Origin of the sequence: Sulfurifustis variabilis (genome assembly GCF_002355415.1) — a bacterium.
Classification (GTDB): domain Bacteria; phylum Pseudomonadota; class Gammaproteobacteria; order Acidiferrobacterales; family Sulfurifustaceae; genus Sulfurifustis; species Sulfurifustis variabilis.
On record NZ_AP014936.1, the window covers coordinates 3381312 to 3395884 of the forward strand.

General features: G+C 66.5%; 25 protein-coding genes. 1 reads left to right on the plus strand and 24 read right to left on the minus strand.

The annotated features are described in order from the left end of the window. Window positions 1–38 precede the first annotated feature (38 nt). Window positions 39–2897: an excinuclease ABC subunit UvrA gene (uvrA, locus tag SVA_RS16345; protein ID WP_096462233.1), complete on the plus strand. Its 2859-nt coding sequence runs from the start codon at window positions 39–41 to the stop codon at window positions 2895–2897. On the opposite strand, the gene SVA_RS16350 is transcribed toward uvrA, so the two are convergent. The 24 genes from SVA_RS16350 to rpsS form a co-directional block, all read right to left on the minus strand. Next, a complete protein-coding gene (locus SVA_RS16350) occupies window positions 2894–3670 on the minus strand; it encodes an SAM hydrolase/SAM-dependent halogenase family protein (protein ID WP_096462234.1) in 777 nt (258 codons plus the stop codon). The genes uvrA and SVA_RS16350 overlap by 4 nt on opposite strands. Before the next feature lie 117 nt (window positions 3671–3787). Further along, window positions 3788–4243 carry a 50S ribosomal protein L17 gene (gene rplQ, locus SVA_RS16355; RefSeq protein WP_096462235.1) on the minus strand — a complete coding sequence of 152 codons (456 nt, stop codon included), beginning with the start codon at window positions 4241–4243 and terminating at the stop codon, window positions 3788–3790. Between the two features lie 16 nt (window positions 4244–4259). Continuing rightward, a complete protein-coding gene (locus tag SVA_RS16360) occupies window positions 4260–5255 on the minus strand; it encodes a DNA-directed RNA polymerase subunit alpha (RefSeq protein WP_096463002.1) in 996 nt (331 codons plus the stop codon). A 29-nt stretch (window positions 5256–5284) separates the two neighbouring features. Then, window positions 5285–5911: a 30S ribosomal protein S4 gene (gene rpsD, locus SVA_RS16365; protein WP_096462236.1), complete on the minus strand. Its 627-nt coding sequence runs from the start codon at window positions 5909–5911 to the stop codon at window positions 5285–5287. A 17-nt stretch (window positions 5912–5928) separates the two neighbouring features. Beyond that, entirely contained in the window at window positions 5929–6330 is a 402-nt protein-coding gene (gene rpsK, locus SVA_RS16370; RefSeq protein WP_096462237.1) for a 30S ribosomal protein S11, read from the minus strand. 12 nt (window positions 6331–6342) lie between these two features. Next, window positions 6343–6720, minus strand: coding sequence for a 30S ribosomal protein S13 (gene rpsM, locus SVA_RS16375; protein ID WP_096462238.1), 378 nt, complete (start codon window positions 6718–6720; stop codon window positions 6343–6345). Window positions 6721–6829: 109 nt separating this feature from the next. Then, a complete protein-coding gene (gene rpmJ, locus SVA_RS16380) occupies window positions 6830–6943 on the minus strand; it encodes a 50S ribosomal protein L36 (RefSeq protein WP_096361292.1) in 114 nt (37 codons plus the stop codon). A 27-nt stretch (window positions 6944–6970) separates the two neighbouring features. Further along, entirely contained in the window at window positions 6971–8320 is a 1350-nt protein-coding gene (gene secY, locus SVA_RS16385) for a preprotein translocase subunit SecY (RefSeq protein ID WP_096462239.1), read from the minus strand. Beyond that, on the minus strand, window positions 8320–8754 hold the full coding sequence (gene rplO / locus SVA_RS16390; protein ID WP_096462240.1) for a 50S ribosomal protein L15: 435 nt from the start codon (window positions 8752–8754) through the stop codon (window positions 8320–8322). The genes secY and rplO overlap by 1 nt, the downstream gene beginning before the upstream one ends. Before the next feature lies 1 nt (window position 8755). Continuing rightward, the gene (gene rpmD / locus SVA_RS16395; protein ID WP_096462241.1) at window positions 8756–8947 is read right to left on the minus strand and encodes a 50S ribosomal protein L30; all 192 of its coding nucleotides are present in this window, start codon (window positions 8945–8947) and stop codon (window positions 8756–8758) included. Between the two features lie 11 nt (window positions 8948–8958). Further along, entirely contained in the window at window positions 8959–9471 is a 513-nt protein-coding gene (rpsE, locus tag SVA_RS16400) for a 30S ribosomal protein S5 (protein ID WP_420823871.1), read from the minus strand. 9 nt (window positions 9472–9480) lie between these two features. Then, window positions 9481–9837: a 50S ribosomal protein L18 gene (gene rplR, locus SVA_RS16405; RefSeq protein ID WP_197703263.1), complete on the minus strand. Its 357-nt coding sequence runs from the start codon at window positions 9835–9837 to the stop codon at window positions 9481–9483. 2 nt (window positions 9838–9839) lie between these two features. Then, window positions 9840–10373 carry a 50S ribosomal protein L6 gene (gene rplF, locus SVA_RS16410; RefSeq protein ID WP_096462242.1) on the minus strand — a complete coding sequence of 178 codons (534 nt, stop codon included), beginning with the start codon at window positions 10371–10373 and terminating at the stop codon, window positions 9840–9842. 10 nt (window positions 10374–10383) lie between these two features. Then, window positions 10384–10776: a 30S ribosomal protein S8 gene (rpsH, locus tag SVA_RS16415; protein WP_096462243.1), complete on the minus strand. Its 393-nt coding sequence runs from the start codon at window positions 10774–10776 to the stop codon at window positions 10384–10386. Window positions 10777–10792: 16 nt separating this feature from the next. Further along, window positions 10793–11098: a 30S ribosomal protein S14 gene (gene rpsN / locus SVA_RS16420; RefSeq protein ID WP_096462244.1), complete on the minus strand. Its 306-nt coding sequence runs from the start codon at window positions 11096–11098 to the stop codon at window positions 10793–10795. Window positions 11099–11101: 3 nt separating this feature from the next. After that, window positions 11102–11641 carry a 50S ribosomal protein L5 gene (gene rplE, locus SVA_RS16425; protein ID WP_096462245.1) on the minus strand — a complete coding sequence of 180 codons (540 nt, stop codon included), beginning with the start codon at window positions 11639–11641 and terminating at the stop codon, window positions 11102–11104. An 11-nt stretch (window positions 11642–11652) separates the two neighbouring features. After that, the gene (gene rplX / locus SVA_RS16430; protein ID WP_096462246.1) at window positions 11653–11973 is read right to left on the minus strand and encodes a 50S ribosomal protein L24; all 321 of its coding nucleotides are present in this window, start codon (window positions 11971–11973) and stop codon (window positions 11653–11655) included. Between the two features lie 8 nt (window positions 11974–11981). After that, window positions 11982–12350, minus strand: coding sequence for a 50S ribosomal protein L14 (rplN, locus tag SVA_RS16435; RefSeq protein ID WP_096462247.1), 369 nt, complete (start codon window positions 12348–12350; stop codon window positions 11982–11984). A gap of 12 nt (window positions 12351–12362) precedes the next feature. Further along, window positions 12363–12644 carry a 30S ribosomal protein S17 gene (gene rpsQ / locus SVA_RS16440; RefSeq protein ID WP_096462248.1) on the minus strand — a complete coding sequence of 94 codons (282 nt, stop codon included), beginning with the start codon at window positions 12642–12644 and terminating at the stop codon, window positions 12363–12365. Beyond that, window positions 12641–12835: a 50S ribosomal protein L29 gene (rpmC, locus tag SVA_RS16445; RefSeq protein ID WP_096462249.1), complete on the minus strand. Its 195-nt coding sequence runs from the start codon at window positions 12833–12835 to the stop codon at window positions 12641–12643. The genes rpsQ and rpmC overlap by 4 nt, the downstream gene beginning before the upstream one ends. Before the next feature lies 1 nt (window position 12836). After that, complete coding sequence (gene rplP / locus SVA_RS16450; RefSeq protein WP_096462250.1) at window positions 12837–13244, minus strand: 50S ribosomal protein L16; 408 nt, start codon at window positions 13242–13244, stop codon at window positions 12837–12839. 14 nt (window positions 13245–13258) lie between these two features. Further along, window positions 13259–13933: a 30S ribosomal protein S3 gene (gene rpsC / locus SVA_RS16455; RefSeq protein WP_096462251.1), complete on the minus strand. Its 675-nt coding sequence runs from the start codon at window positions 13931–13933 to the stop codon at window positions 13259–13261. A 1-nt stretch (window position 13934) separates the two neighbouring features. Further along, on the minus strand, window positions 13935–14285 hold the full coding sequence (rplV, locus tag SVA_RS16460) for a 50S ribosomal protein L22 (protein WP_096462252.1): 351 nt from the start codon (window positions 14283–14285) through the stop codon (window positions 13935–13937). Further along, window positions 14285–14569: a 30S ribosomal protein S19 gene (gene rpsS / locus SVA_RS16465; protein ID WP_096462253.1), complete on the minus strand. Its 285-nt coding sequence runs from the start codon at window positions 14567–14569 to the stop codon at window positions 14285–14287. Before rpsS ends, rplV begins: the two co-directional genes overlap by 1 nt. Window positions 14570–14573 lie beyond the last annotated feature (4 nt).

Below are 14573 nucleotides of genomic sequence, written 5' to 3' on the forward strand. Positions count from 1 at the left end.
GCAGGTTCGCCGCATTTTCCGAAACCGCACGCCATCCCATGGATCAGATCCGCATCCGCGGTGCGCGCACGCACAACCTCAAGAACGTCGACATCGATCTGCCGCGCGACCGGCTGATCGTGATCACGGGTCTTTCCGGCTCCGGAAAGTCGTCGCTGGCTTTCGATACCCTCTACGCGGAGGGCCAGCGGCGCTACGTCGAGTCGCTCTCGGCGTACGCGCGCCAGTTCCTGTCCCTCATGGAGAAGCCGGACGTCGACCTCATCGAGGGCCTTTCGCCCGCCATCTCGATCGAGCAGAAATCCACCTCGCACAATCCGCGTTCGACCGTCGGTACGGTCACCGAGATCTACGACTATCTGCGGCTGCTTTACGCCCGGGTCGGCGAGCCGCGCTGCCCGACCCATGGCGTCACGCTGGCGGCGCAGACCGTGAGCCAGATGGTCGACCACACGCTGACCCTGCCGGAAGGCACCAAGCTCATGCTGCTCGCGCCGCTGATCGAGGCGCGCAAGGGCGAGCACCTGCACGTGCTCGACAACCTGCGCGCTCAGGGGTACGTCCGCGCGCGCATCGACGGCATCGTGACGTCGCTCGACGAGGCGCCCGCGCTCAAGAAGAACCTCAAGCACACCATCGAGGCGATCGTCGATCGCGTGGTCGTCAGACCCGGACAGGAGCAACGGCTTGCCGAATCCTTCGAAAACGCGATCAACCTCTCGGACGGCATCGTCCGCGTCGCGACGCTGCCCGACGACGACAGGCCGGCCGAGGAGCTCGTCTTTTCCGCGCGCTACGCGTGCACCCGATGCGGCTACTCGCTCTCCGAGCTCGAGCCGCGCCTGTTTTCGTTCAACAACCCGGCCGGCGCCTGCCCCTCTTGCGACGGCCTGGGCGTGCACCAGTTCTTCGATCCTGCCCGGGTCGTGAGCGATCCCACGCTCCCGTTGCCCGCCGGGGCGATCCGCGGCTGGGATCGCCGCAACCCCTTCTACTTCCAGATGCTCGAGTCGCTCGCCAAGCACTACGGCTTCGACCTGGACCGCCCGTTCAACAAGCTGCCCAAGAAGACACGCGAGGTGATCCTCTACGGAAGCGGCGAGGAACTGATCAAGTTCACCTACGTCGGCGAGCGGAGCTCGGTGTACCGGCGCACGCATCCGTTCGAGGGCGTCATTCCCAACATGGAGCGGCGCTACCGCGAATCCGAGTCGAACACGATCCGCGAAGAGCTCGCGAAGTACCTCAGCACACGGCCATGCGAGGCCTGCGGGGGCAGCCGGCTGAAGACCGAGGCCAGGCACGTGTACGTGGCCGGACGCGCCCTCCACGAGATAACGAACCTGCCCGTGTCCGACGCGCTGGCGTTCTTCCGCCAGCTGAAGCTGGAAGGAAGCCGGGCCGAGATCGCGCAGAAGATCGTGAAGGAGATCGGAAGCCGACTCGGGTTCCTCGTCAATGTCGGCCTGGACTACCTCTCGCTCGCCCGCTCCGCCGAAACGCTCTCGGGCGGCGAAGCTCAGCGCATCCGCCTCGCCTCGCAGATCGGGGCGGGACTGGTGGGCGTCATGTACATTCTGGACGAGCCGTCGATCGGGCTGCACCAGCGCGACAACGCACGGCTGCTCGAGACGCTCTCGCGCCTGCGCGACCTCGGCAACACCGTGATCGTGGTCGAGCACGACGAAGAGGCGATCCGCGCGGCCGATTTCGTGCTCGATATCGGCCCGGGAGCAGGCGTGCACGGCGGTCGCGTGGTGGCGAGCGGCCGGCCCGAAGAGATCGCGCGCCATCCGCATTCGCTGACCGGGCAGTACCTGCGCGGGCAGCTTCGGATCGAGGTACCGGAGCGTCGCGTCCCGAACGATCCCGAGCGCCAGCTCGTGGTGCGGGCCGCGCGCGGCAACAACCTCAGGAACGTGGACGCCTCCATGCCGGTCGGCCTGCTGACCTGTGTCACCGGCGTCTCGGGCTCGGGAAAGTCGACGCTCATCAACGACACGCTCTACGCCGCCGCCGCCAAGCACCTCTACGGATCGGCGCTCGAGCCCGCGCCGCACGACGGCATCGAAGGCCTCGACCAGTTCGACAAAGTGGTCGACATCGACCAATCGCCCATCGGGCGCACGCCGCGCTCCAACCCGGCGACCTACACCGGGCTCTTCACGCCGATCCGCGAGCTCTTCGCCGCGACCCCCGAGGCGCGCAGCCGGGGGTACGGGCCCGGGCGCTTCTCGTTCAACGTGCGCGGCGGGCGGTGCGAGGCGTGCCAGGGCGACGGGCTCATCAAGGTCGAGATGCACTTCCTGCCCGACATCTACGTACCGTGCGATACCTGCAAGGGCAAGCGTTACAACCGCGAGACGCTCGAGATCCGATATAAGGACCGTACCATCGACGAAGTCCTCAAGATGACCGTCGAGGACGCGCTCGCCTTCTTCGAGGCGATTCCGGTCATCCGGCGCAAACTCGAGACCCTGATGGATGTCGGGCTGTCCTACATCACGCTCGGCCAGAGCGCGACCACGCTCTCGGGCGGCGAGGCGCAGCGGGTGAAGCTGGCGCGCGAGCTATCCAAGCGGGATACGGGCCGCACGCTCTACATACTCGACGAGCCGACCACGGGCCTGCACTTCCATGACATCCAGCAGCTCCTCGCGGTGCTCGCGCGCCTTCGGGATCACGGCAACACCGTGGTCGTGATCGAGCACAACCTCGACGTCATCAAGACGGCGGATTGGATCATCGATCTCGGCCCGGAGGGCGGAGACGGCGGGGGTCGGATCATCGCGGCGGGCACGCCCGAGGAGGTGGCCGCCGACCCGAAATCGCATACCGGGCGATTCCTGAAGCCCCTGCTCGAACGCGCCGCCACGCCGCGGCGCAAGGTCGGTTAGGCGGGCCCCGGCGCACGCCTGACGCGCCCACCCGCCGGTGCGCGTGAGGCGCGGACGCTCACCTCGCTGCCGACCCTCAGCCCCAGCAGTTCGGCAGCGCTCCCTCGGTTGACTGCCAGCTCGACCAGGCCGATCGAGTTCACGTACCAGAACGCCTCGCCGTCGGCCACGTCGGCAAACACGCGCGCCTGCGGCAGGCGGCGCCCCGCAGCCTCCAGGACAGCGTGCGCCGGTACCGCGCACGCCCGCAGACCGGTCATGGCGTTGCCATAATGGTCGATGTAGACGACCTGAGGGAGGTCATCCGGCCAGGGGGCGCCTTGGGGTGGGGTCAGCACTGCCGGCGCGCTCTCCGGCTCGATCCGGCGGGCGAGCAGGGCGGCTGCGGGTGCGAACAGGTCACGGCCGTGAAAGCTCGTGGACAGCCGCCCCGGGCGCCACGTGATCGCGCGCACCTCGGCGCTCGGGGCGCGGCGGGCCACGATCTCGAAGAGGCCGTTGTCCGGACCCACATAGGTCCGTCCCTCCGCCCGCAGGACCACGGGACGCCGGGATCCACCCACCCCGGGGTCGACCACGCAGACAAACACGGTCCCGGACGGAAACTCCGCGGCAAGGGCCGGCAGGAAGTAGGCGCCCGCCCGCACGTCGAACCGCGGGACCGTATGCAACAGGTCGATCACCGGGACACCGGGCGCGTCCCGGGCGAGCACCGCATGAACCTGCCCGACATAGGGATCGGCGGCGCCGAAATCGGTATAGAGGACGATCACCGTCCCATCTTACCTGCCCGGCTCAACCGCTTCAGTCGCATTCCCGGGAGCCGGGCGCGTGCAGACACAAAAAAGCCGGGGCTCGCCCGGCTTCATTGTGTCAAAGCAGAGGCGGAATCAGGTGCTCGCGCCGGTCTCGGCCGACTGCTCCGCCGTGGCCTTCTTGCGGGGCTTGCGGGCCTTCTTCTCGGGCTCGGCCGCAGGCTTTTGGGCGGCGGCCTGCTCCACGAGCTGGACGAATGCCATGGGCGCGGCATCGCCGGCCCGGTAGCCTGACTTGAGGATGCGCAGATACCCGCCCGGACGGCTCTTGAACCGCGGCCCCAGGTCCTCGAACAGCTTCACCACCACATCGCGGTCGCGCAGCCGGTTGAACGCAAGGCGGCGGTTGGCGAGCGTCGGCGTCTTGCCGAGGGTAATGAGCGGCTCCGCGACGCGGCGCAGCTCCTTCGCCTTCGGAAGGGTGGTCTCGATGGTCTCGTAGCGCAGCAGCGAGCAGGCCATGTTGCGGAGCATGGCGTTGCGGTGGCTGCTGGTGCGGTTCAGCTTACGGCCGCTCTTGCGGTGGCGCATGGTTCAGCCTCTTCTCTCAGGACGCCTTCTCGCCCGCCCGGAGGGCAGCCGGCGGCCAGCTTTCGAGCTTCATGCCGAGCGACAGCCCGTGCTGGGCCAGCACGTCCTTGATCTCGGTGAGCGACTTCTTCCCGAGGTTCGGCGTCTTCAGGAGCTCGAACTCGGTCTTTTGGATCAAGTCGCCGATGTAAAAGATGTTCTCGGCCTTGAGACAGTTGGCCGAGCGAACGGTCAGCTCGAGGTCGTCGATCGGCCGCAGCAGCAGCGGGTCCATTTCCGGCTCGCGCTTCTGCTCCTCCCGGCTCTCCGGGCTCTTGAGGTCGACGAAGATCGAGATCTGATCCTGGAGGATGTTCGCGGCGCGGCGCACCGCCTCCTCGGGATCGATCGAGCCGTTGGTCTCGATGTCGAGGACGAGTTTGTCAAGGTCGGTCCGCTGCTCGACGCGGGCATTCTCCACGGTATAGGAGACGCGTCGGATCGGGCTGAACGAGGCATCGAGCTGCATCGAGCCGATTGCGCGTCCACCCTCGGTCGGCAGGCGCGCCGAAACCGGCTGATAGCCGCGACCGCGGTTGACCTTGAGCTCCATGCTCAGCGTCACCGGCTTCGTGAGCGTTGCGATGACGTGGTTCGGGTCCACGACCTCGATGTCGTGATCGAGCGTGATGTCGCCCGCCGTCACCAGGCCCGGGCCCTTCTTGCTGAGGCGCAACATCGCCTCGTCGCGCCCGTGCATGGTCAGCGCAAGCGACTTGAGGTTCAGCAGGATCTCGATCACGTCCTCCTGCACGCCCTCGATGGTCGAGTATTCGTGCAGGACGCCATCGATCTTGACCTCGGTGATCGCCGCACCGGGCATCGACGAGAGCAGGATGCGACGCAGTGCGTTGCCGAGCGTGTAGCCGAAGCCGCGCTCGAGAGGCTCGAGCATGATCTTGGCGTGCGTGGGCGAAAGCGTCTCGACGTTGACGTGACGCGGCTTCAGGAATTCAGTGGCGGTACTCTGCACCATGGGCGATCCTCGTGACGATCCGTGAACTACTTCGAGTAGAGCGCGACGACCAGCGCCTCGTTGATGTCCGAGGGCAGATCGGAACGTTCGGGGGCATTCTTGAACACGCCCTTCATGGCCTTGACGTCGACCTCGAGCCAGTCGGGGAATCCGCGCTGCTCGGCGGCCTCGATCGCCGCTTTCACCCGCAGCTGATCGCGCGCCGCGCCGGCGATCTCGACCGCGTCGTTCGGCCGGACCTGATAGGACGGCACGTTCACGCGCTTGCCGTTCACCATGACACCGTTGTGACGGACGAGCTGGCGCGCCTCGTCACGGGAAATCCCGAAGCCCATTCGATAAACGACGTTGTCCAGGCGGCTCTCCAGGAGCTTGAGGAGATCGACGCCCGTCGAGCCCTTGTGGCGCGCGGCTTCCTGGTAGTAGCTCTCGAATTGACGCTCGAGCACGCCGTAGATCCGGCGCAGCTTCTGTTTCTCGCGCAGCTGCAGGCCGTAGTCCGAGACGCGCGTGCGGCGCTGGCCGTGCTGGCCGGGCGCGTACGTCCGCTTCTCGACCGGGCACCGGTCGGTAAAGCACTTCTCGCCCTTGAGGAAAAGCTTGCCACCCTCTCGGCGGCACAAGCGGCACTTGGCATCGGTATAGCGCGCCACGGTCTACCCTCTCGTTCTCAGACCCGACGCCGCTTCGCGGGTCGGCACCCGTTGTGCGGAATCGAAGTCACGTCGATGATGTTGCTGATTTCGTATCCGAGCGCATGCAGAGCGCGTACCGCGGACTCGCGGCCCGGTCCGGGACCCTTGATGCGCACTTCGAGCGAACGCACGCCGTACTCCTGGGCGGCGCGACCGGCCTTGTCGGCTGCCACCTGGGCCGCGAACGGCGTGCTCTTGCGCGAGCCCTTGAAGCCCGCGTTGCCGCAGGTGGCCCACGAGAGGACGTTGCCCTGCCGGTCGGTGATCGAGATGATCGTGTTGTTGAACGAGGCGTGCACGTGCACGACGCCCTCGGACACGTTCTTCTTGGCGCGCTTCTTGGCCTTCGCGGCCCCCGTTTCAGTCGGTCCTGCCATAAGTCACCTTTTCTACTTTGCCGGCGCGGCCGCTTTGCGGATCACGCCCTTGCGCGGGCCCTTGCGGGTACGCGCGTTGGTCCGGGTGCGCTGACCGCGTACGGGCAGCCCACGCCGGTGTCGCAGGCCGCGGTACGTGCCGAGGTCCATGAGGCGCTTGATGTTCATCGACACCTGGCGTCGCAGGTCGCCCTCGACGGTGATCTTCGCCACCTCGAGACGCAGGCGGTCCACTTCGGCCTCGGTAAGGTCCTTGACCTTGGTCGAGCCGCTTACTCCGGCCGCCTGGCAGAGCTGCTTGGCGGTCGTGCGGCCGATCCCGAAGATCGAGGTGAGCCCGATTTCGATGTGCTTCTGGTTGGGTATGTTGATGTTGGCTATGCGAGCCATTCACTGCCTCCGCCCGCAGACCGGCCGCGGGGAAACGCGCAAAGATACTTGCGTAATCCGTTTAAATCAACCTTTTACGTCGCTTTGGGCCCGCGATCGGCGTCCCCGCTCAGCCCTGCCGCTGCTTGTGCGTGGGGTCGGAACAGATGACGCGGACCACGCGCTTGCGCCGCACGATCTTGCAGTTGCGGCACATTTTCTTGACTGATGCTCTGACTTTCATGACCCAATCCCCAATGCGTGTCCAGACTTATCGCGGAATCCCCATGCCGCCCCCGGTCAGGTTCGCCTTGCGCAGCAGACTCTCGTACTGCCGCGACATCAGGTGGGCCTGTACCTGCGACATGAAATCCATGCTCACGACCACGACGATCAGCAGCGAGGTGCCGCCGAAATAGAACGGCACGTTCCAGCGCACGATCATGAACTCGGGCAGCAGGCACACCAGCGTCACATAAATGGCGCCGACCAGCGTAAGCCGCGTCATGACCCCGTCCACGTATTGCGCCGTCTGCTCGCCGGGCCTGATTCCCGGGATGAATGCCCCTGACTTCTTCAGGTTATCGGCCGTCTCCTTCGGGTTGAAGACGAGCGCCGTATAGAAGAAGCAGAAGAAGATGATCGCCGCCGCGTACAGCACGACATAGATCGGCTGCCCCGGCGAAAGCGTCGTCGCCAGGTCGCGCAACCAGCCCATCCCCTCGGCCTGTCCGAACCAGCTCGCCACCGTCGCCGGCATGAGGATGATGCTCGAGGCGAAGATCGGGGGGATCACGCCCGCCATGTTGATCTTGAGCGGGAGGTGACTGCTGGCACCCGCGAGCATGCGCCGACCTTGCTGGCGCTTGGCGTAGTTCACGGTGATCCGCCGTTGACCGCGCTCGACCAGCACCACGAACCAGGTGACGCCCAGGGCGATCGCGAAGAGCAGCAGCGCGAACAGCGGCTGGAACGTCCCGCGGCCGACGAGCTCCAGCGTCTGTCCGATCGCGCTCGGCAGCCCGGCCACGATGCCCGCGAAGATGATCATCGAGATGCCGTTGCCGATGCCGCGTTCCGTGACCTGCTCGCCGAGCCACATGAGGAACATCGTGCCCGTGACGAGCGTGATCACCGTCATCAGCTTGAACCCGATGCCCGGCGCCATGACCACGGGCAGCCCGCCCGCCTGCTGGCTTTCCAGGGCGATCGCGATGCCGAGCGCCTGGACCGTTGCCAGAATCACCGTCCCGTACCGGGTGTACTGCGTGATCTTGCGCCGCCCCGACTCGCCTTCCTTGCGCAGCTGTTCGAGCGCCGGGATGGCCGACGACATCAGCTGCATGATGATGGACGCCGAAATGTACGGCATGATTCCGAGCGCCAGCACCGAGAAGCGCTCGAGCGCGCCGCCCGAGAACATGTTGAAGAGCCCGACAATGGAGCTCTGGGTGCCCTCGAACAGCTCGCGCAGCGCGACCGGATTGATGCCGGGCACCGGAATATAGGTACCGATCCGGTAGACGACGAGCGCCCCGAGAAGGAAGAGGATTCGCTGCTTGAGATCGGTGAGCTTGCCGAGGCCGCCCAACGCTCCCACGCGCGCTGCAGAACTCGCCATCAGTCTTCGACCTTGCCGCCCGCCTGCTCGATCGCCGCCCGGGCGCCCTTACTCACAGCGATTCCTTTGAGCGTGACGGCGCGCTCGATCTTGCCGGACAGGTACACCTTCGCGCGCAGGGACTGCGCCCCCGCCAGGTTCCTCGCCTTGAGGGCATTAAGATCGATCACCTCGTCCTTCAGGCGTGCCAGGTCGCCGAGCCGCACCTCTGCGGTATCGCCCGCCGAGAGGGAATTGAAGCCCCGCTTCGGGAGCCGGCGCTGAAGCGGCATCTGGCCACCCTCGAAGCCGACCTTGTGGAAGCCGCCGGCACGCGCCCGCTGCCCCTTGTGCCCGCGACCGGAAGTCTTGCCGAGGCCGGAGCCGATACCGCGTCCCAGACGCTTGGGGCTCTGCTTGGCGCCCGCGGCGGGCTTGAGGGTGTTCAGGCGCATCTCAGACCTCCTCACACTTCACCAGGTACGCGACCTCGCGGACCATGCCGCGGATCGCCGGAGTGTCCTCCAGTTCGCGCGAATCCCGCTGGCGCCGCAGCCCGAGGCCGCGGACACAGGCCTGATGGCGCTTGCCCGTTCCGAACGGGCTGCGCATCAGCGTAACGCGTATACGTTTCTTGATTTCGCTCATGGGGTTACGCCTCACTCTGCCGTCAGGTCCTCGACCCGCTTGCCGCGCTTCGCGGCGACCTGAGCCGGGCTGTGGACGGCGCGCAGGCCGTTCACCGTGGCGCGCACGACGTTCACGGGATTGCGCGAGCCGATGCACTTGGCGAGCACGTCCTGCACGCCCGCCACCTCGAACACGGCACGCATGGCACCGCCGGCGATGATCCCCGTGCCCACCGATGCCGGCTTCATGACGACCCGGGCCGACCCATGACGCGCGACCACGGCGTGATGCAGCGTCGGGCCCTTGAGCTCCACCTTCACCAGATTGCGGCGCGCGGCTTCCATCGCCTTCGCTACCGCGGCCGGGACCTCGCGGGCCTTGCCGGAGCCGATACCGACGCGGCCGGCGCCGTCGCCCACGACGGTCAGCGCCGAAAAGCCGAACTGCCGGCCGCCTTTGACGACCTTCGCGACCCGCCGGATGCTGATGAGCTTCTCCTGCAGATTGTCGCCGCGGCCTTCCTGCTCGATGAATGCGCTCACGTTGACTCCTTAAAATTCCAGGCCGTTCTCGCGCGCGGCATCGGCCAGGGCCTTCACTCGCCCGTGGTACCGGAAGCCGGAGCGGTCGAACGCCACCCGCTTGATGCCCGCCGCCACCGCCTTTTCGGCAATGCGCTTGCCCACGAGCTTGGCCGCCTCGACGTTGCCGCCGTGTTTCAGGCTGGCCCGCAGTTCGCGCTCGAGCGTCGAGGCTGCCGCAAGCACGCGGCCGCCGGTCGCGTCCACGATCTGGGCGTAGATGTGCCGCGGGGTGCGATGCACGCACAGCCGCTCCACGTTGAAACCCCGGATGCGGCGCCGGGTGCGGCCGGCGCGCCGCTCGCGCTTTTCGATCTGGATGCCCATGGCTACTTCTTCTTCGCCTCTTTACGCACGATATGCTCGTCGGTGTAGCGCACGCCCTTGCCCTTGTACGGCTCCGGCGGGCGGAAGCCGCGGATCTCGGCCGCAACCTGACCGACGGCCTGCTTGTCGGATCCCCGGACGACGATGTTGGTCTGGTCCGGGCACTCGATGGTGATCCCTTCCGGAATGGCGTACGCGATCGGGTGCGAGTAGCCGAGCGTCAGGTTCAGCTTCTTGCCCTGTACGGCCGCGCGGAAGCCGACGCCCACGATGGTCAGCTTCTTCTCGAATCCCTTGGTGACGCCCTGCACCATGTTGCTCACCAGGGCGCGCGTCGTGCCGGAGACCGCGCGCGCGAGCGGCGAGTCGCCCTGGCGTTCGACGCGCAGGCTGCCGTCGCTCTGGCTCAGCTTGACGAGCGGGTGCAACGCCTGGCTCAACTGGCCCTTCGGACCCTTGACGCTCACCATGGTGCCGGCGAGCTTGACCTCGACCCCCTTCGGGATCGCGACCGGATTCTTTGCCACCCTCGACATGGTCGATTCCTTACGAAACGAAGCAGATCAGTTCGCCGCCGAGGCCCGCCTTGCGCGCGGCACGCTCGGTCATCACGCCCTTGGACGTGGACACGATTGCGATACCGAGACCGCCGGCGACCCGGGGAAGCGCCTGCTTGCCCCGATACAGACGCCGGCCGGGCACGCTGGCGCGTTCGAGCCGCTCAATCACGGGCTGACCGCCGAAGTACTTGAGCTTGATCTCGAGCGTGGCCTTCGCGCCGTCGCGCGATTCCGCGTAGTCCTCGATGTACCCCTCTTCCTTCAGCACCTGAGCGATCGCGCGCTTCACGCGCGAAGCCGGCATGCGCACGGACACCTTCTCCGCCCGCTGGCCGTTGCGAATGCGGGTGAGCATGTCGGCAATGGGATCGGTCATCATGTTTGTTTCCCCTCTCCTACCAGCTGGCCTTGACCACGCCCGGCGCCTCGCCGCGCATCATGACCTCGCGCAGCTTGTTCCGGGACAGGCCGAACTTGCGGTAGTAGCCGCGCGGCCGGCCCGTCAGGCGGCAGCGGTTGCGCCCGCGGCTGGCGCTCGAGTCCCGCGGCAGCTTCTGCAACGCGAGCATGGCCGCCTCCCGCTCCTCGGCGGAGGCCTTCGTGTTCTTCACCTTCTCGCGCAGCTCCGCGCGGCGCGCGGCGTACTTCTTCGCGAGCTCGCGGCGGCGCTTGTCGCGCTCGATCATCGATTTCTTGGCCATCGTCTAGCTCCGGAGCGGGAAGCTGAAGCCCTCGAGCAGCGCCCGGGCCTCCTCGTCGTTCTTCGCGCTCGTGGTGATCGTGACATCCAGTCCCCGGACCGCGTCGACCTTGTCGAAGTCGATCTCGGGGAAAATGATCTGCTCCTTGATGCCGAGCGAGTAGCTGCCGCGCCCGTCGAACGAACGGGAAGGCATGCCGCGGAAATCACGGATGCGCGGGATCGCCACGTTGATCAGGCGGTCAAGGAACTCGTACATGCGTGCGCCGCGCAGCGTCACCTTGCAGCCGATCGGCCATCCCTCGCGCAGCTTGAAGTTGGCGATCGACTTGCGCGCGCGCGTCATCGCCGGCTTCTGCCCGCTGATCTGCGCGAGATCGTTCATCGCGTGCTCGATCACCTTCTTGTCGGCCATCGCCTCGCCCACGCCCATGTTGAGCGTGATCTTGGTGAGCCGCGGGACCTGCATCACGTTCGCGTACCCGAAGCGCTGCATCAGCGCGGGGACGACGGTCTTTCGATAGTGCTCTTGCAGCCTGGCCATGGTTGTCGCCTTCACTTCACGTCGGCCGTTTCGCCGCTCTTCTTGAAGTAGCGGACCTTGGTGCCGTTCTCGAGCGTGCGGATGCCCACGCGCTCGCCCTTGCCCGTCGCCGCGTTGTACAGGGCGACGTTGGAAACGTGGATCGGCGCCTCCTTGTCGATGATCCCGCCGGTGACGCCGCGGTTCGGATTCGGGCGGGTATGCCGTTTCACGATGTTCACGCCCTCGACGAGGACACGGTCGTTCTCCAGCACGCGCAGGATACTCCCGCGCTTGCCCTTGTCCCGGCCTGCGAGCACCACCACCTGGTCGCCTTTACGGATCTTGCGCATAAAGCCCTCTACAACACTTCCGGCGCGAGCGAGATGATCTTCATGAAGTTCTCGGTACGCAGCTCGCGGGTCACCGGACCGAACACGCGCGTCCCGAGGAGCTCGCGCTTGTTGTCGAGCAGCACCGCGGCGTTGTCGTCGAACCGGATCACCGAGCCGTCCGCCCGCCGCACACCCTTGCGCGTCCGGACGATCACGGCATCGTACACGTCGCCCTTCTTGACCTTGCCGCGCGGGATCGCTTCCTTGACGCTCACCTTGATGACGTCCCCGATGTTCGCGTATCGGCGCTTCGAGCCGCCGAGCACCTTGATGCACTGCACGCTCTTCGCCCCGCTGTTGTCCGCGACGGCGAGCAAAGTCTGCATCTGGATCATCGCCCCTCCCGCCTACACCTGCCGAGCGCGCTCGAGCACCTTCACGAGGCGCCAGCTCTTGCTCTTGGACAGCGGGCGGCACGGCTCGATCAGCACGAGGTCGCCCTCCTTGCACTCGTTGTTCTCGTCGTGCGCGTGCAGCTTGGTCCGGCGCGTCACGTATTTCCCGTACAGCGGGTGCTTCAGACGACGGTCCACCTGCACCGTGATCGTCTTGTGCATCTTGTCGCTCACCACGCGGCCCTCGAGCGAGCGCGCCGTCGCGGTGGTTGTCGTATTGGCCTCGTCGCTCATGCCTTGACCTTCGTCTCGTTCATCACGGTGCGCAGGCGCGCGATGTCGCGCCGCACCTTCCTGAGGTTCGCGGTATTGCCGAGCTGACCGGTCGCGTGCTGCATGCGCAGGTTGAACTGCTCGCGCAGCCGCTCCAGAAGCTCCTTCTTGCGCGCCTCGGCGTCCATCGCGCGTATGTCTTTGACTTTCATGCTACACCCGCGTCACGAATTGGGTCCGGACCGGCAGCTTCGCGGCCGCCAGCTTGAAGGCCTCGCGCGCCTGCGCCTCGTTCACGCCTTCCATCTCGTACAGCACCGCACCCGGCTGAATCAGCGCCACCCACAGCTCGACGTTGCCCTTGCCGCTGCCCATGCGCACTTCGAGCGGCTTCTTGGTGACCGGCTTATCCGGAAACACCCGGATCCAGACCCGCCCGCCGCGCTTGATGAAGTGGGTGAGCGCGCGCCGGGCCGACTCGATCTGGCGCGCCGTGAGACGCCCGCGCGTCGTCGCCTTGAGCCCGAACTCGCCGAAGCTCACCTTGTTGCCGCGCGTCGCCAGGCCGCGGTTGCGGCCCTTCTGCTGTTTGCGGTACTTCGTTCGTTTCGGTTGCAGCATGATGCTTTATCCGGTCAGGCGGTCGCCCGCTTCTCGGTCTCCTCGACCTTCGGCTCGTCCTTGTCGAACACCTCGCCCTTGAAGATCCAGACCTTGATGCCGATCACGCCGTAGGTCGTGAACGCCTCGGCGAATCCATAGTCGATGTCTGCGCGCAGCGTGTGCAGCGGAACGCGCCCCTCGCGGTACCACTCGGTGCGCGCGATCTCGGCGCCGTTCAGGCGCCCCGCGACCATGATCTTGATCCCGAGCGCCCGCAGCCGCATCGCGTTCTGCACGGCACGCTTCATCGCGCGACGGAACATGATGCGCTTCTCGAGCTGCTGGGCGATGTTCTCGGCGACGAGCTGCGCGTCGAGCTCCGGCTGGCGCACCTCTTCGACCGACAGCTGCACCGGGACGCCGGCGAGCTTCATGAGCTCCTGCCGCAGCCGCTCGATGTCCTCGCCCTTCTTGCCGATCACGATGCCCGGCCGCGCGGTGTGCACCGTGATGTTGATGCTCTGCGCCGGCCGCTCGACCACGATCTGGCTGACCGCCGCGTGCGAAAGCTTCTGCTTGAGGAAGCGACGCAGCTTCAGGTCCGAGATCAGATTCTCGGTGTAGCCCTGGTGGCCGGCGTACCAGCGCGCGCTCCAGTCGCGGATGACGCCGAGCCGGAAACCGATCGGGTTGACCTTCTGTCCCATGTTACTTTCCTCCGGCCGCGTTCTTGTCGCTGACCGTGACGGTGATGTGACACGTACGCTTCACGACCCGCACGCCGCGGCCCTTGGCCCGCGCGTGGAAGCGGCGCAGCGAAGGCCCGACATCCACGCAGATGGCGTGCACCTTGAGCTCGTCCACATCGGCGCCCTCGTTGTGCTCGGCGTTGGCGATCGCGGACTCGAGCGCCTTGCGCACCGGCTTGGCCGCCTTCTTGTTCGAAAACTGCAGGACCTCGAGCGCCCGCGCCACCGGCAGCCCCCGGACCTGATCGGCCACGAGGCGGCCCTTCTGCGCCGAGCAGCGGATGTACTTGAGGATGGCGGTCGCTTCCATCACTTCGTCTCCGTGGTCGCCTTCCGGTCGCCCGAGTGCGCCTTGAACGTCCGCGTGATGGCGAACTCACCGAGCTTGTGGCCGACCATGTTCTCCGTGATGATCACCGGCACATGCTGCCGGCCGTTGTGCACGGCCACGGTCAGGCCGACGAACTCCGGCGTGACGGTCGAGCGACGCGACCAGGTCTTAATCGGCTTCTTGCTCCGCTCGGCCTGCGCGCGCTCCACCTTCTTCGCGAGGTGCGCGTCGACGAACGGGCCTTTCCTGACGGAACGTGGCACGTGT